Source organism: Caulobacter sp. SRI_008, assembly GCF_057586355.1.
The window spans coordinates 19,712-43,177 of record NZ_JBYCZS010000010.1 but is presented as its reverse complement, the minus strand read 5'-3'; the positions used below and the strand labels follow the sequence as shown (position 1 = coordinate 43,177).

Here is a 23,466-nt window from a genome sequence, read left to right as displayed (position 1 = left end):
TTTGGAGACCTAACCAGGAACCGCGTCGAAGGCCATGGTCAGACGGCGGGTGTCGCCGGTGAAGGGCACGGTGCCATGCCACATGTAGGACGGGAACAGCACCAGGGTCCCCGGCGCGGGCTTCACCGCGTGCTCGGCCGCCAGCTTCGGCGCCGTGGCGCAGCCGGGCTGGCCGAACTTGATCCAGCCTTCGCGCTTGCTTTCGTCGTCCACGCCCGGCGGCAGGTCGATGTAGAAGGCCGACGACACCCAGCCCTGCGGGTGGACGTGGTCGGTGTGGAAGCCGTTCGGCTTGAGGCTGACCGACCAGCCGCCCTGGATGACCGCCCGCCCAGTGCGCCGGGCGCGGAGCGGATCGCTCCCCTCCCCGATCTCGGCGGCGTAGCGCTCGACGGTGGCGCGGGCGCTGGCGAAGAAGGCCTGGAACAGCGGTTCAGGCGAGGAATGCAGCGACTGCACCTGGGCGCCGCCGCGCAGCGACTGCTGCAACGGGTGGGTTTCCAGGTCGTGCAGCTGGCCCAGACGCGTGCGCAGGTCGGCCAGGAAGCTCGGCAGGTCGGGCCACCCCTGCGGCGTCGGCAGGACGTAGGGCCGCACGAAGGCGTCGTAGTCGTGGAGCACGCCGTAGCGAGGATCGCCCAGGATCCGCCAGGCCGTGGCCTGCAAGGCGAGCGCGTGCTGGTCGTAGGGCAAGGCGGCCACCACCGCGCCGGCCGCCGAGGACGCGCCGCCCGCGTCGCCGGTCGCCAGAAGGGCTTCAGCCAGGGCCTTGAGCACGGGAGCGGCGTTGGGCGCCAGGCGGGCGGCCGCCTGGGCGTGGGCCAGGCCCTCGGCGCTGTCGCCCAGTTCGGCGGCGGCGTGGGCGGCGGTCAGCAGCAGGTAGATGTCGCCCGGATGGCGACGCAGGCCGCCGCGCAGAGTATCGAGCGCCTGGGGCAGCTTGCCGGCGAACTCCTCGACCAGGGCCTGAACCTGCAGCAGGCGCGGGTCGGACTGCCCGGCCAGCACAGCCTTCAGCGGCGCGAGCGCGTGGTCGAGGTCGGCCGTCCGCATCCAGCGCAGCTGGGCCAGATCCCGGTGGGCGTCGACGAAGGCGGCGCGCCGGGCGATCGCGCCCTCGAAGGTGGCTTCCGCCTCGTCGTAGCGGTGCTGGAACTGGATGGCGCGGGCCAGGACCAGCCAGGCCTCCGGCGCGTCGAGGCCCAGGGCCATGGCCTTGCGCACGGCGGCTTCGGCTTCGGCCTGACGGCCAAGATCACCGTTGGTGGCGGCAAGATTGTACCAGGCCAGCCGGTCCTGCGGCGCGGCGCGGGCGGCGCGTTCGTTGAAAGGCAGAGCCTGGGCATGACGCCCCAGGCCCTTGAGCGCGGCGGCGTGGACGATCAGCAGGCCCGGCATGGCGGTGGCGCGCGCGGCGCCCTCCGCCGTCAGGGCGGCGGCCTGATCGGCGCGGCCTCGGCCCAGGAGATCCCAGGCCTGCTGAACGAGGTTTTGGTTCATCGCCGCTTGGTTTGGCGCCGGGCGAACGGGTTCTGCTCGGCCTCGTCCTCGGAGAAGCCGAACTTGGCGAAGCCGGCCTGCATCTCGGGGCTCAGCGGAGCCTCGATGTGCAGCATGCCGGCGCTGGGGTGCGGCAGCAGGATCGAGCGGGCGTGCAGCTGCAGCTTCAGCCCTTCCGAAAGCTGGGCCGACTTCTCGTCGCCGTACTTGGGATCGCCCAGGATCGGGTGACCGATGGCCTTCATGTGGGCGCGCAGCTGGTGGGTGCGGCCGGTGTGTGGGCGCAAGGCCATGAAGCTGACGCGCGGGCCGGCGCGGCTGATGGTGACGAACTCGGTCTCGGCCGGCGAGGCGTCCTTGTCCTTCGGGTCGGCGGGCACGACGATCTCGCGGTCGTTGACGCCGCGCTTGGCCAGGTGCAGCTCGATGACGCCCTCGGTCGGGTGCGGATTGCCGACGACGATCGCCCAGTAGGTCTTCTGGGCCTTGCGCTTGGCGAAGGCGCCCGAGAGGCGGGCCGCGGCGCTGGGGGTCTTGCCCAGCAGCAGCACGCCGGAGGTGTCGCGGTCGAGGCGGTGCACGAGGCGCGGACGGTTGACGCCCTCGCCCCAGGCGCTGAGCAGCTTGTCGATGTGCTTGGTAGTCTTGGTGCCGCCCTGCACGGCCAGGCCGGCAGGCTTGTTGAGGGCCAGGACGTCCTCGTCCTCGTAGAGCACCAGCGAGCGGGCGTAGGCGATGTCGCGCGCCGACAGCTTGCCCTTGTCGGCCGGATCGGGCGCGTCGGGCAGCGGCGGCACGCGAATCTGGCTGCCGGCCGCCAGCTTGGTGTCGGCCTTGGCGCGCGAGCCATCGACCCGGACCTGGCCCGAGCGGAACAGCTTGTTGAGCTGGACGTGGTTCAGGTGCGGCCAGCGGCGCTTGAACCAGCGGTCGAGGCGGACCCCGTCCTCGCCCCCATCGACGTAGATGGTGCGAACTTCTTTCATGCGAACATCCTGCGGGCGAGATAAAGGCCCGCGAAAAGGGCCGTCACGGCGAACACGACGCTGACGGCGGTATAGGTGAAGGCCGAGCCGTAGGCGCGCTTCTCGATCATGAGCGCGGTCTCCAGCGAGAAGGCCGAAAAGGTGGTGAAGCCCCCGAGGACGCCGGTTCCCAGCAGCACCCGGAAGGTTTCCTGCTGGCCGGCCGAGCGGAAAGCCAGCCAGCCGGTCAGCATGCCCATCAGGAAGCCGCCGACCAGGTTCACGGTCAGGGTGCCCCAGGGCCAGCCCGGTCCGATCCAGCGCAGCGCGGCCGTTCCCACGAGATAGCGGGCGACGGAGCCGGCGGCGCCGCCCACGGCGACGAGAAGCACCTTGGTCATGGGCCCCTTATGCGCCGACAGGCCCTGAACGCCAAGGTGCGAACGCCAAGGCCGGCTTGACCTTGGGTGACAGCCACGCTTAGCGTCGCCGCGTTAACTCTCGCGGAGATGGTATGCGCAAGTTCCTCGCACTGGCCCTGGCGCTGTGCGCCACGCCCGTCCTCGCGCAAGGCCCCGTTCCTCAAGGCTCGACCAAGCCTCCGCTGCCGCTGGCGCCGCCGGTTCCGACGCCGGCCGCCCTGGCGCCGGTGACGCAGATCCGCAGCTATGGCCCGCCGCCCGCCGTCGTCCGCTGCGATGGGCGCGACGTCCGCGTGGTCGAGAGCGCCGCGTTCCATCCCGACGTCGCGGTTCGCTACATCCCGCCCGGCGCCTCGCCGGAAGCCTTCCCCTTTGACGAGGGCAAGATCAGCGCCCTCACCTTCGCCATCGACGCCAAGGGCGCGCCGATCGACATCCGCCGCGTGGCCGAGATCCAGGTCGATCAGAACCTGATCGCCGCCTTCGCCCGCTGGCGCTTCGCCCCCGGCCAGGCGGCGAGCGGCTGCCGGCTGGAGGTCTCGCAGACCTATACGCCGCTGGCCAAGGCGCCGACGGCCATCCTGCTGGAGCACGTAGCGACGCGGAAGCGCGAGGCCTCACCCGTGGTGCGCGCCGCTCTCTCGGCGCGCGGCGACTGCGGCAAGGCTCCTCGCCGCGCCCCGGCCCTGATCAGCTATCCCGACCTGCGCCGGTTCGACGACCGCGACTTCGCCGGCGCCTGGGCCGGCGTGCTCTACGACATCGACGCCGAGGGCGTGGTGCGCAACGTGCGGATCGCGGCCCAGGGTGGCGATCCGGTGCTGGCCGACCAGGCCGCCTTTGCGATCGCCGAGTCCCGGTTCCAGTCGGGCAAGCCGGTGAAGGGCTGCTATGGCGTGCAGGCCGCCCGCCCCCGGCCGACCGATGCGCCGCCCCGCACCCCGACCAAGCCGATCAAACGACCCGAGATCGCCTGCCGCGTCGAGCGCGCGGCCCTGAACCTGTCGCTCGACAAGGCATATCCCGCCCCGTTCGCCCGCGAGCGGGTCGAGGGCTGGGCGCTGCTGCAGTTCGACATCACGCCCGAGGGCCGGATCTGGCCGATCGAGATCCTGGGCGCCCAGCCCGTGGAGACCTTCGGCCTGGCGGCCCGTAGCATGCTGTACAAGGCCCGCCCCGACCGCTCGGTGTGGGGCCAGAAGGGCTGCCTGATCCCGGTCACGTTCGCCATCCCCGACATCGTCGAGGATTAACGCGCCCGGAACCAAGCGGGGCCTTGCCGGGCAAGGCTTTGAAGACAAGGTAAAGACGACCTAAACCCTCTTCCTGCACCGGAGGTTAAGGGCGAGGAGGTCAACCTCTGATCTCCTCCCGCGAATCCCACGGTCCGATGCCCGCCTCCCTGCCTCCCAAGGACGACACGACCGAACGCCTGGCCCTGCCGCCGGCGATGCTGAACCGGCTGGCCAGTTCCGACCTGATCGGTCGCGGCTCGGTCAACGTGATCAGCATCAAGGCCATCCGCCGCTGGGCCGGCGACTGGTGGGAGCACAAGCGCACCGACGTCTGGACCTATGTCGAGCGCAAGCTGAACGAACATCTCGACCGCGCCGACCTGCGGGGGCGGGTCAGCGAGGACGACTTCCTGATCGCCACGCACAACGACCAGGGCCTGTCGGCCCAGGCCGCCAGCATCCGCATCCTCGAGGACGTGCTGACCCACCTGCTGGGCGCGGCCGAGCTGCGCGACATCGGCGTGCGCTCGGTGATCGGGGTCGAGGCCGGCGGCGTCGTCTGCCGCACCATCGATCCGTCCGTCGTGCTGGCCGCCCGCGCGCGCCGCGACTCCGAGCGCTCGCCGTTCCGCACGGACATGGACGTCAGCGACGAGATGCGCCGCACGCCCGTGGCCTTCACCACCAGCGGCGGCGCGGCCCTGCGGGTCGACTTCGCGCTGGAGCACGTGATCGGCCTGCGCCGCAACGTCACGACGGCCATTCGCGTCGAGCCGATCGTCACCCACCTGGGCACCGGCCGCTCGATCAGCGGGCGGGCGATCACCAAGCTGGCCGACAAGGACATCGCCTTCATCGACGAGGCGACGCTGCGCTACGGCGCGGCCTTCGCCAAGGCCGCCCAAGGCAACGAGCGCCCCGACCTGGTGCTGCCGGCCTCGTTCCGCACCCTGGGCACCCAGCGCGGCCGCGACCTGCTGACCGGCACCTCGGGCCTGTCGCTGGCCTTGCTGCGCGGCGGAGTGATGATCGAACTGGTGGACGTCACCCGCGGCACGCCCGCCGGGCGTCTGCTGGAAGTGGTCGGCCTGCTAAAGGCCCTGACCCGCGGCGTCGTCGCCCGCGTGCCGCCGGACAAGGAAGCCTTCAAGCACCTGCGCGACGCCCGCCTGGCGGGGCTGACCCTGGACGCCTGCGACCTGAGCGGACCGGCCGAGAAGATCGCCGCCGACATCATGGCCTTTGGTCGCGAGGCCCGCGGCCTGGCGCCGATGGTTTCGCTGCAGGGCCTGCCGGCGGAAGGCTATTTCGCCGCCGCCGAGACCGCAGGCCTCAGCCACGCCTCGCTGCGGGCGGCTCACCCCTACGCGGCGCGCGTGGCGGCCTGAGCCCTTTTCCGTACCCCCTGCGAAAGCGGGGTACGGATATGAGTGGGTTCAGACCCGGCCCATGCCCTTGCCGATGGTGTTGACCACGCTCTGGGCGTCATAGGCCTCGCCCGGCGGGCGCGGCCCCTTGCCGAACACGACTTCCAGCGTGGTGCTGAGCGCCGGGCCGGGACCGAGATTGAAGCTCGTTCCCAGACCCAGGCCGACGCCGGAACGGCGGCCATAGCTGCCCGAACCGGCGCCGACCGAGAAGGTCGGACCTCCCCCGCCCCCCGTCGACTGGGTGATGCGGTCGGCGACGCGGAACCAGCTGTAGCCGTCGGCCAGGGCCAGCTCGGCCGCCCGCAGCAGGGCGTAGTCGGTCACCTGGCCGGCCGGCGCGCCGGGGCCGCCGCGGAAGGTCACACGATAGCGCCCCTCCTCCATCTTGTACTGGGCGAAGCCGACGTCGGTGGCGGCGGCCTGCGGCCGGTAGACGGTGGGCTTGGCGGTGGCGCAGGCGCCCAGGACCAGAGCGCTGGCGGCGAGGACGCAGACGAGGCGGGCGGACTTCATGGCGTTTCTCCCTTGCCTCTCAAACGGCTCGGCCAAGTTCAGCGTTCCGGGAGCGCCAAGTCCAGCTTTTCCAGCACGGCCTTCATGTCGTCGGGGACCTCCGCCTCGATCCGCCGCTCGCCGCCTTCGGGGTGGGGAAACACCAACCGCGCGGCGTGCAGCATAAGCCGAGGCACCGGCGCGCCGGCCAGCATCAGCGCACCGCCGTAGCGGCTGTCGCCGGCGATCGGCCGGCCGATCGAGGCCATGTGGACGCGCAGCTGGTGCATGCGGCCGGTGTCGGGGGAAAGCTCGACGAGCGCGGCCTGGGCGTTGGCGGCCAGGGTGCGATAGCGGCTGCGGGCGTTTTCCGCGTCCGGATGATCGTCCTCGCAGACCCGCATATAGGCCTCGCGGCCGATGGATTCGCGGCGCAGGGCCTTGTCGATCTGGCCGCCGCGCGGCTCGGGCGCGCCCGGCGCGACGATGGCGAGGTAGGTCTTGCGGAAGCGCTTGCCCATCAGCGCCTTGCCCAGGAAGGTCGCCGCCGGCTTGGTGCGGGCGGTGAGGATCACGCCCGAGGTGTCGCGGTCCAGGCGATGGATCAGGCGCGGACGCGGCCGGTCGCGGCGGGCCAGGGCCCACAGCAGATCGTCCAGAGTATGGGCCTTGATCCGGCCGCCCTGGCTGGAGAGGCCGGCGGGCTTGTTGAGCACGAAGACGCTGTCGTCCTCGTGGATCACCAGTGAGCGCGTGAAGGCGATCTCGTCCGGCGTCAGTTCGATCGGGCTATCGGAGGCCTTGGGCTTGGGCGCGGCGGGCGGACGGCGGGGCGGTTTGGACATCGCCGTCACTTACCGCCCCGGCGCAGTTGGCTCCAGTGGTCGAGGCGGTCCTTGACCTTGGCCTCGGCGCCGATGGGCTTGGGCTCGTAGAACTTCGGGCGGGCCATGCCGTCGGGGAAGTAGTTCTGGCCCGAGACGCCGCCCTCGACGTCGTGGTCGTAGGCGTAGCCGTCGCAATAGCCGAGGGTCTTCATCAGCTTGGTCGGGGCGTTGAGGATGTGGGAGGGCGGCATGAGGCTGCCGGTCTCCTTGGCCGCGCGGCGGGCGGCCTTGTAGGCGTTGTAGACGGCGTTGGACTTGGGCGCGCTGGCCATGTGGACCACGGCCTGGGCCAGGGCGAGCTCGCCTTCGGGCGATCCGAGGAAGTCGTAGGCGTCTTTCGCCGCGGTGGTCAGAAGCAAGCTGAGCGGGTCGGCCGCGCCGATGTCTTCGGAGGCCATGCGCACCAGGCGGCGGGCGATGAACAGCGGGTCCTCCCCGCCCTCCAGCATCCGCGCCAGCCAGTAGAGGGCCGCGTCCGGATCGGAGCCGCGCACCGACTTATGCAGGGCGGAGATCAGGTTGTAGTGCTCTTCCCGGTCCTTGTCGTAGGCCGGGCGGCGCTTCTGCAGCAGTTGGCCCAGCTGGGTCGGATTGAGCGGCGTGTCCGTGCCGATCGACAGCAGGGTCTCGGTCAGGGTCAGCAGGTAGCGGCCGTCGCCGTCGGCCATGGCGATCAGCACCTGGCGGGCCTCGGCGTCGACCGGCAGCTTGCGGTTCTCGGCGGCTTCGGCTTTCGCGAGCAGGCTCTCCAGCGCCGTCTCGTCCAGGCGCTTGAGCACGAACACCTGGGCCCGCGACAGCAGGGCGCCGTTGAGCTCGAACGAGGGGTTCTCGGTCGTCGCGCCGACCAGGGTGACGATCCCCTCCTCCACGAACGGCAGGAAACCGTCCTGCTGGGCGCGGTTGAAGCGGTGGATCTCGTCGACGAACAGCAGGGTGCTCTGGCCGGCCTGGCGGCGCATGCGGGCCTGCTCGAAGGCCTTCTTCAGGTCGGCGACGCCGGAGAAGACGGCCGAGATCTGCATGAACTCGTAACCGCCGGCCTTGGCCAGCAGGCGGGCGATGGTGGTCTTGCCGGTGCCGGGCGGGCCCCAGAGGATCATCGAGGCCAGGCGATGGGCCGCCGCCATCCGGCCGATCGGGCCGTCGGGGCCGAGCAGATGCTCCTGGCCCACCACCTCTTCGAGGCTCTGGGGACGCAGGCGGTCGGCCAGCGGCGCGGGCGCGTGGGGCGCGATGCCGGCGGCTTGGAAGAGATCGGACATGGGAAGAGGTTTAGGAGGTTCCGCGGTCAGCGGAAACCCTCTCCCCGAAGGGAGAGGGTCGCGGCCGGATCAGGTGCGGAAGCGGGCCGAGATGCGCTGGCCGCCCCGCTCGATGACGACGGTCCAGGTGGCCGTCTCGTTGCGGATGGCGGCGGCCAGGTCGGCGGTGGTGTTGACGGCCTTGCCGTTGACCTCGCGCACGAAGTCGCCCGGACGCAGGCCGGCGTTCAGCGCGAAGCCCTGGCCGACCTTGGTGACCAGCACGCCCTTGCCGGAGAAGGCGTCGGCGCCGACGTCCTGGGCGGCGGCCGGCGACAGGTTCATCACCGTTGCGCCCTCGAAGGGGTTGCGGCCGGTCAGGGTGCGCTCGTCCTTGGCCGGGATCTCGGGCGCGGCCTCGGCGCGGACGGTCAGGGTCTGCTCGCGGTCGCCGCGGCGGACGACCACCGGCACGCGGTCGCCGATCTTGTGGGTGCCGATGGCGAAGGCGCCGCCGCCCTCGTCGTTCACCGGCTGGCCGTCGATCGACAGGATGACGTCGCCTTCCTTGACGCCGCCCTTGTCGGCCGAGGCGCCGGGATAGACGTCGGAGATCAGCACGCCGCGCGGGGTGGACATGCCCAGGCCCTTGGCGATCTCACCGGTGACCGGCTGGCCGCGCACGCCCAGCCAGGGCCGCACGACGCTGTGGGCGCCGCCGAGGGCGGTCGAGACCACCTGGCGCACCACGGCGGCCGGAATGGCGAAGCCGACGCCGCTGGACGAGCCCGAGCGCGAGATGATGAAGGTATTCACCCCGATCAGGTCGCCGTCCATATCGACCAGCGGGCCGCCTGAGTTGCCGGGGTTGATGGCCGCGTCGGTCTGGATGTAGCTGCCGAACTCGGCCGCGCCGACATCGGTGCGGGCCAGGGCCGAGACGATGCCGTTGGTGACGGTCTGGCCGACGCCGAACGGGTTGCCCATGGCCAAAACGAGGTCGCCGACCTCGAGCTGCTCCTGGTCGTCGATGGCGATGGTGGGCAGGCGCTCGCCCTTGGTGTCGATCTTCAGGACGGCGAGGTCCGAGCGCGGGTCGTCGAGCAGCACCGTGGCCGGGAACTCGCGCCGGTCGGCGAGTTGCACGGTGATGTCGCTCATGTTCTCGATGTTGTGGTGGTTGGTGATGATCACCCCGTCGGCGCGGACGATGGCGCCCGAGCCGAGCGAGCCCTGCACCTGCGAGCGGGGCGCGCCGCCGCGGCCGCCCATGAAGAAGTCCCAGAACGGATCGGCCTGCTGGCGCACGACGCGGCGGCTGGCGACGTTGACGATGGCCGGGGCCGTCTTCTTCACCACCGGGGCGAAGGAGGCCTTCATCGACACCGGATCGGTCGGCGACTTGCGGGTCGGCTGGGCGAGGTCGGGGATGGACTGGGCCTGGCTGCGCGAGGCCGGATCCGAGCAGGCGGCCAGGAGGGCCAGGGTCGGGATCAGGACGCGAAGGGCGGGCTTGGACAAGTCGGTGACTCCGTCAGTCTTCAGGACGCGACCGCCCGAAAGGCGAGCGGACGCGTTTGTTCATCCCTAAACAGCGAAGGTTTCGGGCGCATTCAAGGCCTTCAGCGCGCGGGATCAAGGCCGGGTTCCCCGACCGCCAGCGGACGGGCGCGGCGGGTGCGCAGGATCACGGCCAGACCGCCCAGGGCCAGCAGGCCGGCGATGACCAGCGGCAGGCCCGGCAGGTGCAGGGTCTGCTCGTGACGCACGGCGAAGGCCAGGGTCAGGCCGTAGAGCACCGGCCCGACGATGGCGGTCAGGCCCATGATGGCCGAGTTGGCGCCCTGCAGCTGGCCCTGCTCGCTGGGACCGACGCGCTTGGTCATCATGCCCATCAGGCCAGGCTGGATCAGGGCCGAGAAGGCGCTGACGGCCAGGCCCGAGGCGAAGATCCAGCCGGTCGGGGCGAAGGCGAAGATCCCGAACGAGACGACGAAGCACACCAGGCCCGCGATCACCGCCCCGCGCTCCTTCAGGCGATCGACGATCGGCCCGATCAGCACGGCCTGGACGATGACGCCCAGCACGCCCGACAGCATCATCAGCAGGCCGATCTGGGCGGTGTCCCAGCCGTAGCGATAGCCGGTGTAGAGCACGAAGATGCTGGGATAGGCGTTGTGGGCCAGCTGCATCAGGAAGCTGACCACGCCCAGGCGCGGCAGGTCGGGATGCGAGCCCAGCAGCTTCAGCGAGCCGACGGGATTGGCCTTGGTCCAGTCGAAGCGGGCCACGCGGCGCTCGGGCGGCAGGGACTCCGGCAGCACCAGCAGGCCGTAGAGCCAGTTCAGCAGCGCCATGCCGGCCGCCACCCAGAACGGCAGGTGCAGGTCGATCTTGCCCAGCAGCCCGCCCAGCGCCGGGCCGACGATGAAGCCCGCGCTCCAGGCCGCGCCGATCAGGCCGAAGGCCTTGGCCCGGCCCTTCTCGGGCGTGACGTCGGCGATATAGGCGCCCGCCGCCGAGAAGCTGGCCGCCGTGGCCCCGTGGATGATCCGGCCGAGGAACAGCCACCACAGGGTCGGGGCCAGGGCCATGAAGATGTAGTCGATCCCCAGTCCGAAGATCGAGATCAGGATCACCGGCCGGCGGCCGTAGCGGTCGGACAGCATGCCCAGGATCGGCGAGCAGACGAACTGCATCACGCCCCAGACCATGCCGAAGGCGGCGGTCCATTGGGCCGCGTCGTCGGTGCGCCCGCCGGCCATGGACTTCACCAGGCTGGGCAGCACCGGAATCATCAGTCCCAGCGACAGCACGTCCATCAGGGCGGTGACGAAGATGAAACCCAGGGCCGCCTTGCGGGCCGGATGGGCGATGGGTTCGGACATGGGACCTCCCGAGGGGCGGGATCTTTGACCGCTTGGCGGATAGTCGGCAAGGGCTGAAGCCCCGGTCTTCTCTCCGTAAAATCCCCGCGAAAGCGGGGACCCAGGTGTTTTGTCGTCGAGCGCCACGCGTTTCAGAAAAAGCCTGGGTCCCCGCTTTCGCGGGGATTTTACGGGTGGATATGCCCAGCCAGCCCCTCCAGCAGCCCCGTCCACCACTGGCCGTGACGCAGCAGGAACAGCTGATCCGGAAAACCATGGCGGGCCACGTGCTCGGCGGGCACGGTCTCCCAGCCGCGGTGCTCGACGGTGACGCGGGTCTCTTCCCCGACGGGTTCGAAGCGGACCTCGACCTCGGTGTCCATGCCGGCGGCGAAGGCCGCCTGGCGCCAGCCGAACACCAGCCGCTCGCCCGGCGCCCAGACCCGTACCCGGCCGATCTCGAAGGCCTTGCCCGAGGCCAGGCGCTCGACCAGGCGCGCGCCCTCCCCTTGCCCCTCGAAGGCCAGTACGCCGGGCGAGCGCGGGGTGAACGAGAACAGCGGATTGGGCCGCCACCAGGCGCCGATCTCGCCGACGAAGGCGTCGAACACCCGGGCGGGCGCAGCCTTGATGCGCAGGGCCACGAGGATGCGGGCGCTCACCCTTCCGTCTCCAGGTGAGCCTTCAGCGCCAGGAGCTGGTCGCTCCACAGAGCCTCGGCCGCGGCGGCCCAGGCCTTGAGCTCGGCCATCGGCTGGGGCTTCAGGGCGTAGACCCGCACCCGGGCGTCGAACGGCGGATGGCTCTCCTCGACCAGCTCCGCCTGCCGCAGCGTGCGCAGGTGACGGCTCATGGCCGGGGGGGACAGGCCCAGGGCGTCGGCCAGTTCGCCGGCCCGGCGCGGGCCGTCGGCCAGCAGCTCGACCGTGCGGCGGCGGTGCGGGTCGGCCAGGGCCGCCAGGGTGCGGTCGATGCTCACCGGGCCGCATCCAGTTCGGCGATCAGGCGCTTGCCGGCCTTCAGCCGCCAGGCCTGCTCCAGGGCGCTCTTCAGGGTCGGCTCGTCGATGGCCTCGAGCACGACATTGGTCGATCCCTTCAGGCCCCAGCCGCCTTTCACCGGGACGAAGGCGGCCGGCTCGGCGGCGACCAGCATCGCCTGCAGGTCGGGCGTCAACTGCACCATGCCATGGCGGGCGTCGGGATAGCCGAGGGTGGCGAAGATGCGGCCGACGCGGAAGTCGGTCGTACCCATGTGCGCGCCCTCGACCACGCCAGGCAGGGCCAAGGCGAGACGACGGAAGTCGTCGGGGCTCACGCCCAGCCCTGGATCTTCAGTCCGGTGGCGGCCTCGGCCTCCTCGCGGGTGACGGCCTGGACGGTCTGGCCCACGGTCCAGATGTGGCCCTCGGAGTCGCGACAGCGATAGGTGCGGTCGCCGTAGAACTGGGTCTCGGGCTCGGCAAGGATCTCGGCCCCGGCGGCGCGGGCGCGCTGGCAGTGGGCGTCGACGTCCTCGTCGATATGAATGTGCACCGTCTGGGTGTTCTTGCCGCCCAGCGAGGCGGGGCTGGCGTGGTCGGCGCTCCACTCGTTGCCGACCATCACGTGGGCCTCGCCGAACGTCATCTGCGAGTGCGCGAGATTGCCCTCGCCGTCTTCGATCAGCAGCACCAGCTCGAAGCCGAACGCGGCCTCCAGCCATTTGAGGGCGGCCTTGGGATCCTTGTAGCAGAGGGCCGAGGTCAGGCGGGCCATGCGCGCCTCCTATTGCGTTGGGACGCAATATTTAACGCATAACGCAATTATCTGGGCAAGAGAAAAGGGCGAGCCTTCCGACCCGCCCTTGCCTTTCGATCAGCGCAGCGCGGCCTTCACCGGGGCCAGTTCGCCGTCGACCTTTTCCGGCTTCACGCCGATCACCCTGGCCAGCAGCGGGTAGACGTCGACATTGTCGAACACCGGCAGGGTCTTGCCCGACTTGAAGGATGGACCGCTGGCGATGAACACCGCCTGCATCAGCGGGTCGGCGTTGTCGTAGCCGTGGGCCCCGCCGTCGCGCATCTCGCCGCCCTCGCCCTCGCGCTTCTTCTGCGAGGCGGCGGTGGTGATGTACCAGCCGGTCTGCGCCGAGCAGACGATCGGGCCGATGCGGCGGTTGGTTCCGTAGTGCAGGCGGGCCGGGATCTTGGCCTTTTCCCAGCAGCTCATGTGCGGGTGCGGCTTGACCAGGGCGGCTGTCACCGCGGCCTCCTCGCCGGCCTTGGGATAGATGCTGGCGATGGCGCCGAGGCCCACGTAGCGCAGCTTGGCGAGGTCGACGCTGTCGTCCAGCACCACGCGCTGGCTGGCCGGCAGCGGGGCCATGCCGTGGTCGGCGACGATGATCAGGTTGGTGCGGTCGTAGAGGCCGCGGGCCTTCAGCCCCTCGACCAGGCGGGCGATGGCGACGTCGACATCGGCCGAGGCCTTGCGGACCTCGGCCGAGTCCGGGCCGTACTTGTGGCCGGCGCTGTCGACGATGTCGAAATAGAGGGTGGCCAGGCCCAGCGGCGCGTCCTTGGTCTCGTCCAGCCACGACAGCAGGGTGTCCACGCGGTCGTTGGACGGCTTCTTCTGGTCGAACACAGCCCACTTGGTCGGCCGCACGCCGGCGATCTGCGCTTCCGAACCGGGCCAGAACATGGTGCCGGCGCGCACGCCCTGTTTCTCGGCCGTGGACCAGATCGGCGTGGCCATGCTCCACCAGCGGGTGTCGGTGACGGCGTCGTGGTTGGAGAGGGTGAAGGTGACGCCCGGGATCTCCGGGTCCTCCATGGTGTTGCTGACGATGCCGTTGTGGTCGGGGCGCATGCCGGTGACCAGGGCGTAGTGGTTGGGGAAGGTCAGCGACGGAAACGAGGGCCGCATGGCCGCCCGCACGCCGCCGTCGGCCAGGGCCTTCATGGCCGGGGTGTCGCCGCGGTCGAGATAGTCGGCCCGGAAGCCGTCGATCGAGACCAGGATGGTCAGGGCGGACTTGGGCGGCGGCGCCTGCGCCGCCTGGCGGGGCGCGGTGGCGCAGCCGGAAAGAACAACGATCGCCAGAAGTGCGGCGAAACGGGAAAGCACGGTCATGGCCAGGCCCTGAAGCGAAGACTTCCGCCCCTATAGAACAGCTTGGCGACAATTCGTATTGCTGGCGCCAAACAACTTGGCCGACCGGCGTTTCCGCGCCCATAGTCGCGCCAAGTTCATAAGGGAGAGTCGCCGATGCCGCCGAGCCGGGACCGCGCCGCATGAGTTTCGCGCTGGAGGCCGAGGGGCTGACCAAGACCTACGGCGCCGTACGGGCGCTGGACGACCTGACCCTGAAGATCCCCGCCGGCGGCGTGTTCGGCGTGCTGGGTCCCAACGGCGCGGGCAAGAGCACCCTCTTCCGCATCGCCATGGGCCTGGTGCGGCCGACCTCGGGCGTCGCCCGGCTGTCGGGCGCGCCGGCCGGCCACGCCTCGTCGCTGCGCCAGGTGGGCGCGATGATCGAGACGCCGCGCTATCCGCCCTACCTGACCGCCCGCGACGCCCTGAAGATGCTGGCCCTGCAGAGCGGCGCCGCCGACGCCGACATCGGCGGCTGGCTGGAACGCGTGGGCCTGGCCGAGGCCGCCGACCGCAAGACCTCGACCTTCTCGGTGGGCATGAAGCAGCGGCTGGGCCTGGCGGCGGTGTTCTTCACCCGCCCGTCGCTGGCCATCCTCGACGAGCCGACCAGCGGCATGGACCCGGCCGGCATCCAGGAGATCCGCGAACTTATCCGCCGCCTGGCGGCCGAGGAAGGCGCGACCATCATTCTGGCCAGCCACCAGCTGGACGAGGTGCGCCGGGTCTGCGACCGGGTGGCGATCCTGTCGAAGGGCAAGCTGGTCGCCGAAGGTCCAGTCGAAACCCTGGCCGGCCGCAAGCCCGCCCTGCGCCTGGTCGCCAGCCCCGTAGCCCAGGTGCTGGAGGTGCTGGGCGACCAGGGCCGCGCCGATGGCCCCGACGCCGTTCTGGCCCAGATCGAGCGCGGCGAGGCCCCTGCCCTGATCCGCGCCCTGGTCGGCGCCGGCGTCGACATCCACGAGGCCCGCTGGCGCGAGGCCGACCTGGAAAGCGCCTATCTCGACATCCTGCAAGCCAAGGAGCCGGCCGATGCTCGTTGACGCCCTCGCCGCCGAGCGCTTCCGGCTTCTGAAGGACCGCGGCACGGTGTTCTGGGGCGTGCTGTTCGCGCCCATCGCCGGCCTGGTGCTGACCATCGGCGGCGAGCTGTTCGCCCGCCGGCTGATGAAGGGCGCGCCGCCCATTCCGGTCGATCTGGTGGGACGGATGGTCAAGGCCCTGGCCGGCGGCGCCTCGCCGGTCATGGGGCTGTTCGTGCTGATCCTGTCGGCGGCCGTGCTGGCCGGCGACTATCGCTGGGAGACCTGGCGCCTGCTGACCCCGCGCAACGGCCGGGTCAACCTGCTGCTGGCCAAGCTGGCGACGGCGGCGATCGCGGTGGCGGTCAGCCTGGTGCTCTACGCCCTGGCGGCGGCCCTGGGCGGCCTGTTCAGCGCGGCGACCAGCGGCGGGGTCTTCGTGGCCTATCGCGGCGAGGCGCTGACCGACCTGGCCGGGACCTTCGCGATCAGCTGGCTGCAGCTGGTGGTGCTGGTCGCCCTGGTGGCCCTGGTGGGCGTGGCCACGCGCTCGACCATGGGGGCGCTGATCGTCGGCTTGGTGTTCGCCGCCGCCCAGTCGATGGTCGCTGCCTGGATGCACGAGCCGAGCCTGAAGGCCCTGCTGCTGCCGGCCTTCTCGGGCGACCTGCTGAAAACGGCGCTGCTGCAGGACCGCAGCGTGGTCGACGAGCCCCTGCCCTGGGCCAAGGCCCTGGCCTTCCTGCTGGCCTGGGCGGTCGGCCTCTCGGCGGCGGCGCTGGCGCTGTTCCAGCGGCAGGATCTGACGCGCGAATGAGGGCGGCTCTCATTGTCCTGACCGTGGCGGCCCTGGCCGGCTGCGCGAGCGCGCCGTCGCGCGAGCCGGACTTCGTCCTGTCGGAAGCCCAGCAGAAGCAGGCCTTCGCGGCCGCCGTCTTTCAGGCGATGGCCAAGGAAGAAGCCATGGGCTTTGAAGTGCAGCCCCCACCCACGCCGAGCGCCTGGCGTCAGGCCCCTTGCCGCCTCACCTCGGTCACCGATGTCGCGCTCTGCCGCGAGACCAGCCGGCTCTATCGTGACTGGCGGACCGCCGACGTCCGCTATGTTCGCGGGGCCGGCAATTCGGGCTGGACGCTATTCAACGGGACCTACGAGACCGTCGCCGGGCGATATCGCCTGGCCTCGGACGCCAAGGGCGAGCACCTGAGCCTGTGCTGGGAGCGAGACGCCCTGACCTGCGAGACGGTGCTGGGACCGCGCATCGACCAGTACGGCGGCAACGATCGCTATGTCGTCATCGCCCGTCGCGACCTGCCCGACGAGACGCCGCGCTTCTACTACGTGGAGGCGGCCAAGGACGGGCCGGGAACCGTGCACGGCCCGCTGACCGCCAGCGCCTTCACGCGCGAGAAGCTGACCCTGGCCCTGCCGGAGTTCGATGGGATCATCGTCAGCCGTTGAGGCCCCAAGGGGCCCCGGCCCTCTCGGATCACGAAACCGGCCTTGAATGGGTTTGGATATGGAAACCGACGAAGCTTGGTTCGAGGTTTGGGCGGACCGGGAGCTGCAGCCGCCCTACCTTCTCATGTTGCTCGGCGGCGCCCGTCCGAACGTCTTTGAGATTTTCGATCCCAAGGAGCAGAGCATCGTACATGTCGCCTCGTCTTACCAAGAGGCGAGGTTCTGGCTCAGCGAAGACGAATACGAGCCCGTCGGCGACCGGACGGCTATGGAGGGCGACTAAAGGATCAAGCCGCCCACGTCCGAATGCATAGACGCCGCTCCTGCCCGCCCCAAACAGCAAAAAGGCCCCGGATCGCTCCGGGGCCTTTTCGTTTCAGCCTGTGAGGCCGAGATCTCTTAGTCTTCGGCTTCGTTGACGTAGACCGGACCCGAGTCCTTGCCCTTTTCCGAGACGTCGCGATCGACGAACTCGATGACGGCCATCGGGGCGTTGTCGCCGTAGCGGAAGCCGGCCTTCAGGACGCGGATGTAGCCGCCTTGACGGTCCTTGTAGCGCGGGCCGAGCACGGCGAAGAGCTTGCCGACTTGTTCGACGTCGCGAACCGAGCTGATGGCCTGACGACGAGCGTGCAGGTCGCCGCGCTTGGCCAGGGTGACCAGCTTTTCGACGATCGGACGCAGTTCCTTGGCCTTCGGCAGGGTGGTGACGATCTGCTCGTGCTTGATCAGCGAGGCCGACATGTTGGCGAACATGGCGGTGCGGTGAGCCGAGGTGCGGCCGAGTTTGCGGTGGGCGTAACCGTGACGCATTGTCTTATCTCCTGGGCATTCAAGCCCGCAGCGGCGCCTAGAGGTCGGCGCCGATTGTCACCAGTCCCAGCTCGCCTCCCGGCCGGGTCACAACGAAGCGCCGGGGCCCTCCACCGCAGAGCGGCTTCAAAAGGCCCAGGCCGCCCTTCGACCTCATGGAGGACAAAGAGCGGCCCGGATTCAGCGCGATAGTGTCTTAGATCTGGTCGTCGAACTTCTTGGCCAGGTCTTCGATGTTTTCCGGCGGCCAGTTCGGCACGTCCATGCCGAGGTGCAGACCCATGCCGGCGAGAACTTCCTTGATCTCGTTCAGCGACTTGCGGCCGAAGTTCGGGGTGCGGAGCATCTCGGCTTCGGTCTTCTGGATCAGGTCGCCGATGTAGACGATGTTGTCGTTCTTCAGGCAGTTGGCCGAACGGACCGACAGTTCCAGCTCGTCGACCTTCTTGAGCAGGGCCGGGTTGAACGGCAGCTCGGGCTTCGACTCGTCTGCGGCCTTGGCCTTGGGCTCTTCGAAGGTGATGAAGATCTGCAGTTGGTCCTGCAGGATGCGGGCGGCGTAGGCCACGGCGTCCACCGGAGTGACGGCGCCGTTGGTCTCGACTTCCAGGGTCAGCTTGTCACGGTCCAGGCGCTGGCCTTCGCGGGTCGGCTCGACCTTGTAGGCCACGCGCTTCACCGGCGAGTACAGGGCGTCGACGGCGATCAGGCCGATCGGCGCGTCTTCCGGACGGTTCTGGTCGGCCGGGACATAGCCCTTGCCGGTGTTGACCGTGAATTCCATGCGCACCGAGCCGCCCTCGTCCAGCGTGCAGAGCACGTGGTCGGGGTTGAGGATCTCGATGTCGGCCGGGGTTTCGATCTGGCCAGCGGTGACCGGACCGGCGCCCGAGGCGCGCAGGGTCATGCGCTTGGGGCCCTCGGCGTGCATGCGCACGGCGAGTTGCTTGATGTTCAGAACGATGTCGACGACGTCTTCACGAACGCCCTCGAGCGAGGAGAACTCGTGCACCACGCCATCGATCTGGATGGCGGTGACGGCGGCGCCTTGCAGCGACGAGAGAAGAACGCGACGCAGGGCGTTGCCGAGCGTCACACCGAAACCGCGCTCGAGCGGTTCGGCGACGATGCGGGCCTTGCGGCTGGCGTCGGCGCCGGTTTCGATCTGCGGCTTCTCAGGACGGATCAGCTCGTTCCAGTTTCTTTCGATCACGTGGTGTCCCTTGAACGCGACTCGCCGGCCGCGTTTCACGCAGCCGGCGAAGGAGAATTGGATCTAAAAAATACTAGACGCGACGACGCTTGGGCGGACGGCAGCCGTTGTGCGGGATCGGCGTGACGTCGCGGATCGTCGTGATGGTCATGCCGACGGCCTGCAGAGCGCGCAGAGCCGACTCACGACCCGAACCCGGACCCGAGACGTTCACTTCCAGGGTCTTCACGCCGTGTTCCGCAGCCTTCTTGCCCGCGTCTTCGGCGGCCATCTGAGCGGCGTACGGGGTCGACTTGCGCGAGCCCTTGAAGCCCATCATGCCGGCGCTCGACCAGGAGATGGTGTTCCCCTGGGCGTCGGTGATGGTGATCATGGTGTTGTTGAACGAGGCGTTCACGTGCGCCACGCCCGAGGTGATGTTTTTGCGTTCGCGCTTTTTAACGCGACCCGGTTCCTTGGCCATCGGTCAGGCTACCTTACTTCTTCTTGCCGGCGATCGGCTTGGCCGGACCCTTGCGGGTGCGGGCGTTCGTGTGGGTGCGCTGGCCGCGGACCGGCAGGCCCTTACGGTGACGCAGGCCGCGGTAGCAGGCCAGGTCCATCAGACGCTTGATGTTCATCGAGTTTTCGCGACGGAGGTCGCCTTCCACGGTGAACTCACGGTCGATCGTCTCGCGGATCTGCAGGACTTCCGCGTCGGTCAATTGATTGACGCGACGGGCGTCCTCGATGCCCACTTTCGTGACGATGTCACGAGCGGACTTCGGGCCGATGCCGTGAATGTACTGAAGCGCGATGACAACGCGCTTGTTCGTCGGGATGTTGACGCCTGCGATACGGGCCACGTCTAATGTTCTCCTAGTCACGCACCAAAGACGCGAACGGCGCGCTCGGCCCGATCCGAAGACCCAGACCGACGCGCACAGATCGCGCCCTTTCGCGGAAGCGCCCCGTTATAGGGATAGTTGCGCATCCGTCAATGGCGGAATCCGTTCAGGGAACGGATTCCGTTAAAAGTCACGCCACGACCGAAAGGGCCGTGTCGATCGCTCCGGCGACCGCTTCCACGGTCCCCATGCCGTCGACCGCCACCAGCTTGTTCTGCGCACGATAGTACGGCAGCAGCGGCGCGGTGTCGGCGTTGTAGCGGGCCAGACGGTTCACGAAGGTTTCGGGGTTGTCGTCAGACCGCCCCTGCTCCGCGTATCGCTTGGTGATCCGCTCGATCAAGGCTGGCTCGTCTACTTCGAGTCGCACGACGGAGTCGATCTTCTGGCCACGCTTGGCCAGCATCACGTCCAGAGCCTCGGCCTGAGCGACCGTGCGCGGGAAGCCGTCGAAGATCGCGCCGCCGGCGGCCTCGGCCTCGGGCAGGCGCTCTTCGATCAGAGCGATGACGATTTCGTCGGTGACCAGGTCGCCGCGGTCCAGCACGTCCTTGACCTTCAGGCCGAGCTCGGAGCCCGAGGCGATGGCGGCGCGCAGCATGTCGCCGGTCGAAAGCTGGACCATGCCGCGCTGTTCGACCAATCGCTTGGCCTGGGTGCCCTTGCCCGCCCCGGGAGGGCCAAACAGGATCAAGTTCATATAAGCCCCTTTACGCGTTTCCCAGGGTCTGACGCCCTCTCTTGGTCAGACCTAGAATGCGTACAAAGAAAACGGAAGCCGGATTGTCACAATCCGGCTTCCGACGGTTTCACACCTGCGTCAGCGACCGCGGCCGCCCCGCAGCTTCGACTTCTTGATCAGGCCCTCGTACTGGTGCGCCAGCAGGTGGGACTGGATCTGGGCGACGGTGTCCATGGTCACCGTCACGACGATCAGGATCGAGGTGCCGCCGAGGGCGAAGTTCTTGTTGCCAAGAGCGCCCATCAGGATCTCGGGGAACAGGCAAACGGCCGTGATGTAGGCCGCGCCGATCACCGTCAGGCGGGTCAGCACATAGTCGAGATATTCGGCGGTGCGCTTGCCCGGACGGATGCCCGGCAGGAAGCCGCCGTACTTGCGCAGGTTCTCGGCCGTCTCGTCCGGATTGAACACCACCGAGGTGTAGAAGAACGAGAAGAAGATGATCAGGCCCGCGTAGCAGAGCATGAACAGCGGCTGACCGTGCTGCATGGCGCCGACCACGGACGGCAGCCACTGGCCCCAGCTGGGCAGGTTGGCCGGGTTAAGGAACTGCATGGCGGTCGTCGGCAGCAGCAGCAGCGACGAGGCGAAGATCGGCGGGATGACGCCCGCGGTGTTGATCTTCAGCGGCAGGAACGAGCTGTCGCCCCCGACCATGCGGTTGCCCTGCTGGCGCTTGGGATAGTGCACGAGCAGGCGGCGCTGCGAGCGCTCCATGAACACGATGGCGAAGATCACCGCCACGGCGAGCACGAAGATCACCAGGAGCGGGAAGTAGTTGCCGGTGTTCTGGGCGGTCACGAACAGCTGGCCAAGGCCGCGCGGCAGAGCCGCGACGATGCCGGCGAAGATGATCAGGGACACGCCGTTACCCACGCCGCGGCTGGTGATCTGCTCGCCCAGCCACATCAGGAACAGGGTGCCGCCGGTCAGCGAGACCACGGTCGACAGGACGAAGAACCAGCCCGGCAGGTCGGAATAGACCAGGTTCGGCTGGCTCTGCAGGCCGACGGCGATCGAGAACGACTGCACCAGGGCCAGGATCACCGCCAGGTAGCGGGTGTACTGGTTCAGGGTCTTGCGGCCGGCTTCGCCGCCTTCCTTCTTCAGCTTCTCCCACGGCGGATACACCGAGCCCATCAGCTGCACGATGATCGAGGCGCTGATGTAGGGCATCACGTTCAGCGAGAAGATCGCCATCCGCTCGACGGCGCCGCCCGAGAACATGTTGAACATGCCCAGGATGCCCTTCGACTGGCCGGCGAAGGCGCTGGCGAAGGCGTCCGGATTGATGCCCGGGATCGGCACGTAGGTGCCCAGGCGGTAGACCACCAGGGCGATGAGCGTAAACCAGATGCGCTTGTGAAGTTCGGTGGCCTTCTGGAAGGACCCGAAGTTCATATTGGCTGCGAGCTGTTCGGCGGCCGAGGCCATTCAATTCCCCACGACGAGAACGCGACCGGCCGTCTTCAGCGACGGACGCGGAGCGCGCTCCAAGTATTGGACGGGGCCTGGCCGAAGCGCCGGAGGAATCGCCGGTCGCTGGGCGTAGGCCCCAGTGCGGAGCCACACATAGGTGAGGCTCGCCGTGATGTCACGGCGAGCCTCGAAAGAACGTCATCCCGATGGGGCTTTATGGCGGACTGGTGCGCGAACGCCCCTCCCCGCCTGGGCTCCCGCGCGATCCGACAAGACCGCCCGGGATGACACTGTGGTCTTAGGCTTCGGCTTGCGCCTTGGCCTTCTTGGTCACGGTGACCGAACCACCAGCCGCTTCCACGGCCTTGATGGCGGCGTCGGTGGCCGAGTAGACGGTCAGCTTCAGGGCGGTCTTGATCTCGCCCTTGCCCAGCAGCTTCACTCCGTCGAGTTCGCGACGGATGACGCCGGCGGCGATCAGAGCGGCCGCGTCCAGCTCGGCGCCGGCCTTCAGCTTGCCGGCTTCGACGGCTTGTTCCAGGCGCCACAGGTTCACTTCAGCGAACTCGAGACGGAAGGGGTTGTTGAAGCCGCGCTTCGGCATCCGCATGTGCAGCGGCATTTGACCGCCTTCGAAGCCGTTGATGGCGACGCCCGAGCGCGCCTTCTGGCCCTTCACACCGCGACCGCCGGTCTTGCCCTTGCCCGAACCCGGGCCGCGGCCGACGCGCATGCGGCCCTTGGTGGAGCCGGGGGCCGGAGCCAGATCGTTCAGCTTGGTCATATGTGCCTCTCCTTGGAGATCTGCGCCCGGCCGCCTGGCCGGACTCGGCGTTGAAATTCTTGGCGAAACCCCATCCGAGAAGACGGAGCTTCAAACGAAAGCCACCCCGGTTTTCACCGGGGTGGCGATCTTGGGTCGTCGTGTAACAGACTTACTCGACGATTTCCAGCAGGTGCGCGACCTTACGGATCATGCCGCGGACCGACGGGGTGTCTTCCAGCGTGGACGTGCGGCCCAGCTTGTTGAGACCCAGACCGGCGAGCGTGGCGCGCTGGTCCTTTTCGCGACGGATCGGGCTGCCGGTTTGGCGGACCGTGACTTGCTTAGCTTCAGCCATGACTTAGCCCTCGATAGCGTCCGGAGCCGAAGCTCCGTCGGCGCGGCGGCCGAGGATGTCGCCGACCTTCTTGCCGCGCTTGGCGGCGATCTGGCGGGGCGACGATTGAACCTTCAGGGCCTCGAACGTGGCGCGAACCATGTTGTACGGGTTCGAGGAACCCGTCGACTTGGCCACGACGTCCTGGACGCCCAGGGTTTCGAGAACCGCGCGCATCGGACCACCGGCGATGACGCCCGTGCCCGGAGGGGCAGCGCGCATCATGACCTTGCCAGCGCCCCAACGGCCAGCGCCGTCGTGGTGCAGGGTGCGCGACTCGCGGAGCGGGACGCGGATCATGGTCTTCTTGGCTTCTTCGGTCGCCTTGCGGATGGCTTCCGGCACTTCACGCGCCTTGCCATGACCGAAGCCGACGCGGCCCTTTTGGTCGCCAACGACCATCAGAGCGGCGAAGCTGAAGCGACGGCCGCCCTTAACGGTGGCGGCGACGCGGTTGATGTGAACGAGCTTTTCGACGATGTCGCTGTCGACCCGCTCTTCGGGGGCGTTGCGGTCGCGACGGTCACGGCGTTGACCGCCTTCACCGCGCTGTTGGTCACCACGAGCCAT

At 69.0% G+C, this 23,466-nt stretch carries 28 protein-coding genes; 6 read left to right on the top strand and 22 right to left on the bottom strand.

The annotated features are described in order from the left end of the window. Positions 1-9: 9 nt before the first annotated feature. The 3 genes from AC2YHT_RS10685 to crcB are packed head-to-tail and all read right to left on the bottom strand — an operon-like array spanning position 10 to position 2,866. Positions 10-1,500, bottom strand: a complete 1,491-nt coding sequence (locus AC2YHT_RS10685) for a 2OG-Fe(II) oxygenase family protein (RefSeq protein ID WP_487289633.1) — start codon at positions 1,498-1,500, stop codon at positions 10-12. After that, entirely contained in the window at positions 1,497-2,486 is a 990-nt protein-coding gene (locus tag AC2YHT_RS10680; protein ID WP_110118191.1) for an RluA family pseudouridine synthase, read from the bottom strand. Before AC2YHT_RS10680 ends, AC2YHT_RS10685 begins: the two co-directional genes overlap by 4 nt. Continuing rightward, positions 2,483-2,866, bottom strand: a complete 384-nt coding sequence (crcB, locus tag AC2YHT_RS10675; RefSeq protein ID WP_110118190.1) for a fluoride efflux transporter CrcB — start codon at positions 2,864-2,866, stop codon at positions 2,483-2,485. The genes AC2YHT_RS10680 and crcB overlap by 4 nt, the downstream gene beginning before the upstream one ends. Positions 2,867-2,979: 113 nt before the next feature. On the opposite strand from crcB, the gene AC2YHT_RS10670 reads away from it, so the two are divergent. After that, positions 2,980-4,140, top strand: coding sequence for a hypothetical protein (locus AC2YHT_RS10670; protein ID WP_487289631.1), 1,161 nt, complete (start codon positions 2,980-2,982; stop codon positions 4,138-4,140). Between the two features lie 137 nt (positions 4,141-4,277). After that, a complete protein-coding gene (locus AC2YHT_RS10665) occupies positions 4,278-5,510 on the top strand; it encodes a hypothetical protein (RefSeq protein WP_110118188.1) in 1,233 nt (410 codons plus the stop codon). A 48-nt stretch (positions 5,511-5,558) separates the two neighbouring features. On the opposite strand, the gene AC2YHT_RS10660 is transcribed toward AC2YHT_RS10665, so the two are convergent. The 10 genes from AC2YHT_RS10660 to AC2YHT_RS10615 form a co-directional block, all read right to left on the bottom strand. Further along, positions 5,559-6,065, bottom strand: coding sequence for a CC0125/CC1285 family lipoprotein (locus AC2YHT_RS10660; protein WP_487289630.1), 507 nt, complete (start codon positions 6,063-6,065; stop codon positions 5,559-5,561). Between the two features lie 38 nt (positions 6,066-6,103). Next, entirely contained in the window at positions 6,104-6,889 is a 786-nt protein-coding gene (locus AC2YHT_RS10655; RefSeq protein ID WP_487289629.1) for an RluA family pseudouridine synthase, read from the bottom strand. A gap of 5 nt (positions 6,890-6,894) precedes the next feature. Continuing rightward, entirely contained in the window at positions 6,895-8,196 is a 1,302-nt protein-coding gene (locus AC2YHT_RS10650; protein ID WP_487289628.1) for a replication-associated recombination protein A, read from the bottom strand. Between the two features lie 69 nt (positions 8,197-8,265). Then, positions 8,266-9,696 (bottom strand): Do family serine endopeptidase, encoded by a 1,431-nt coding sequence (locus AC2YHT_RS10645; RefSeq protein WP_487289627.1) that lies wholly within the window; start codon positions 9,694-9,696, stop codon positions 8,266-8,268. A 101-nt stretch (positions 9,697-9,797) separates the two neighbouring features. After that, positions 9,798-11,063, bottom strand: a complete 1,266-nt coding sequence (locus tag AC2YHT_RS10640; protein WP_487289626.1) for a TCR/Tet family MFS transporter — start codon at positions 11,061-11,063, stop codon at positions 9,798-9,800. Between the two features lie 167 nt (positions 11,064-11,230). Then, the gene (locus AC2YHT_RS10635) at positions 11,231-11,704 is read right to left on the bottom strand and encodes an SRPBCC domain-containing protein (RefSeq protein ID WP_487289624.1); all 474 of its coding nucleotides are present in this window, start codon (positions 11,702-11,704) and stop codon (positions 11,231-11,233) included. After that, positions 11,701-12,021 carry an ArsR/SmtB family transcription factor gene (locus AC2YHT_RS10630; RefSeq protein WP_487289622.1) on the bottom strand — a complete coding sequence of 107 codons (321 nt, stop codon included), beginning with the start codon at positions 12,019-12,021 and terminating at the stop codon, positions 11,701-11,703. The genes AC2YHT_RS10635 and AC2YHT_RS10630 overlap by 4 nt, the downstream gene beginning before the upstream one ends. Beyond that, on the bottom strand, positions 12,018-12,359 hold the full coding sequence (locus tag AC2YHT_RS10625) for an MmcQ/YjbR family DNA-binding protein (RefSeq protein WP_487289621.1): 342 nt from the start codon (positions 12,357-12,359) through the stop codon (positions 12,018-12,020). Before AC2YHT_RS10625 ends, AC2YHT_RS10630 begins: the two co-directional genes overlap by 4 nt. After that, positions 12,356-12,799: a VOC family protein gene (locus tag AC2YHT_RS10620; protein ID WP_487289620.1), complete on the bottom strand. Its 444-nt coding sequence runs from the start codon at positions 12,797-12,799 to the stop codon at positions 12,356-12,358. Before AC2YHT_RS10620 ends, AC2YHT_RS10625 begins: the two co-directional genes overlap by 4 nt. A 99-nt stretch (positions 12,800-12,898) precedes the next feature. Continuing rightward, on the bottom strand, positions 12,899-14,158 hold the full coding sequence (locus AC2YHT_RS10615) for an alkaline phosphatase family protein (RefSeq protein ID WP_487289619.1): 1,260 nt from the start codon (positions 14,156-14,158) through the stop codon (positions 12,899-12,901). Positions 14,159-14,319: 161 nt separating this feature from the next. On the opposite strand from AC2YHT_RS10615, the gene AC2YHT_RS10610 reads away from it, so the two are divergent. Genes AC2YHT_RS10610 through AC2YHT_RS10595 form a run of 4 tightly spaced genes read left to right on the top strand, consistent with a single transcriptional unit; the run spans position 14,320 to position 16,945 of the window. Then, a complete protein-coding gene (locus tag AC2YHT_RS10610) occupies positions 14,320-15,222 on the top strand; it encodes an ABC transporter ATP-binding protein (RefSeq protein ID WP_487289618.1) in 903 nt (300 codons plus the stop codon). Then, complete coding sequence (locus AC2YHT_RS10605) at positions 15,212-16,018, top strand: DUF2705 family protein (protein WP_487289617.1); 807 nt, start codon at positions 15,212-15,214, stop codon at positions 16,016-16,018. Before AC2YHT_RS10610 ends, AC2YHT_RS10605 begins: the two co-directional genes overlap by 11 nt. Further along, a complete protein-coding gene (locus AC2YHT_RS10600) occupies positions 16,015-16,662 on the top strand; it encodes a hypothetical protein (RefSeq protein WP_487289616.1) in 648 nt (215 codons plus the stop codon). Before AC2YHT_RS10605 ends, AC2YHT_RS10600 begins: the two co-directional genes overlap by 4 nt. A 58-nt stretch (positions 16,663-16,720) precedes the next feature. Continuing rightward, the gene (locus AC2YHT_RS10595) at positions 16,721-16,945 is read left to right on the top strand and encodes a hypothetical protein (protein WP_487289615.1); all 225 of its coding nucleotides are present in this window, start codon (positions 16,721-16,723) and stop codon (positions 16,943-16,945) included. A gap of 116 nt (positions 16,946-17,061) precedes the next feature. Here AC2YHT_RS10595 and rplQ read toward each other — a convergent pair whose 3' ends face one another. The 9 genes from rplQ to rpsE form a co-directional block, all read right to left on the bottom strand. Next, positions 17,062-17,475, bottom strand: coding sequence for a 50S ribosomal protein L17 (gene rplQ / locus AC2YHT_RS10590; RefSeq protein WP_110119927.1), 414 nt, complete (start codon positions 17,473-17,475; stop codon positions 17,062-17,064). A gap of 196 nt (positions 17,476-17,671) precedes the next feature. Continuing rightward, positions 17,672-18,688 (bottom strand): DNA-directed RNA polymerase subunit alpha, encoded by a 1,017-nt coding sequence (locus AC2YHT_RS10585; protein WP_101715822.1) that lies wholly within the window; start codon positions 18,686-18,688, stop codon positions 17,672-17,674. Positions 18,689-18,761: 73 nt separating this feature from the next. Then, the gene (gene rpsK, locus AC2YHT_RS10580; RefSeq protein ID WP_058348453.1) at positions 18,762-19,151 is read right to left on the bottom strand and encodes a 30S ribosomal protein S11; all 390 of its coding nucleotides are present in this window, start codon (positions 19,149-19,151) and stop codon (positions 18,762-18,764) included. Positions 19,152-19,164: 13 nt separating this feature from the next. After that, the gene (gene rpsM, locus AC2YHT_RS10575) at positions 19,165-19,533 is read right to left on the bottom strand and encodes a 30S ribosomal protein S13 (RefSeq protein WP_110119926.1); all 369 of its coding nucleotides are present in this window, start codon (positions 19,531-19,533) and stop codon (positions 19,165-19,167) included. 172 nt (positions 19,534-19,705) lie between these two features. Next, the gene (locus tag AC2YHT_RS10570; protein WP_487289613.1) at positions 19,706-20,275 is read right to left on the bottom strand and encodes an adenylate kinase; all 570 of its coding nucleotides are present in this window, start codon (positions 20,273-20,275) and stop codon (positions 19,706-19,708) included. 120 nt (positions 20,276-20,395) lie between these two features. After that, entirely contained in the window at positions 20,396-21,751 is a 1,356-nt protein-coding gene (secY, locus tag AC2YHT_RS10565; protein WP_487289611.1) for a preprotein translocase subunit SecY, read from the bottom strand. A 283-nt stretch (positions 21,752-22,034) separates the two neighbouring features. Continuing rightward, complete coding sequence (rplO, locus tag AC2YHT_RS10560; RefSeq protein ID WP_110119923.1) at positions 22,035-22,520, bottom strand: 50S ribosomal protein L15; 486 nt, start codon at positions 22,518-22,520, stop codon at positions 22,035-22,037. Positions 22,521-22,671: 151 nt separating this feature from the next. After that, complete coding sequence (rpmD, locus tag AC2YHT_RS10555) at positions 22,672-22,857, bottom strand: 50S ribosomal protein L30 (RefSeq protein WP_099579521.1); 186 nt, start codon at positions 22,855-22,857, stop codon at positions 22,672-22,674. Positions 22,858-22,860: 3 nt separating this feature from the next. Further along, positions 22,861-23,466 carry a 30S ribosomal protein S5 gene (gene rpsE / locus AC2YHT_RS10550; protein WP_110119922.1) on the bottom strand — a complete coding sequence of 202 codons (606 nt, stop codon included), beginning with the start codon at positions 23,464-23,466 and terminating at the stop codon, positions 22,861-22,863.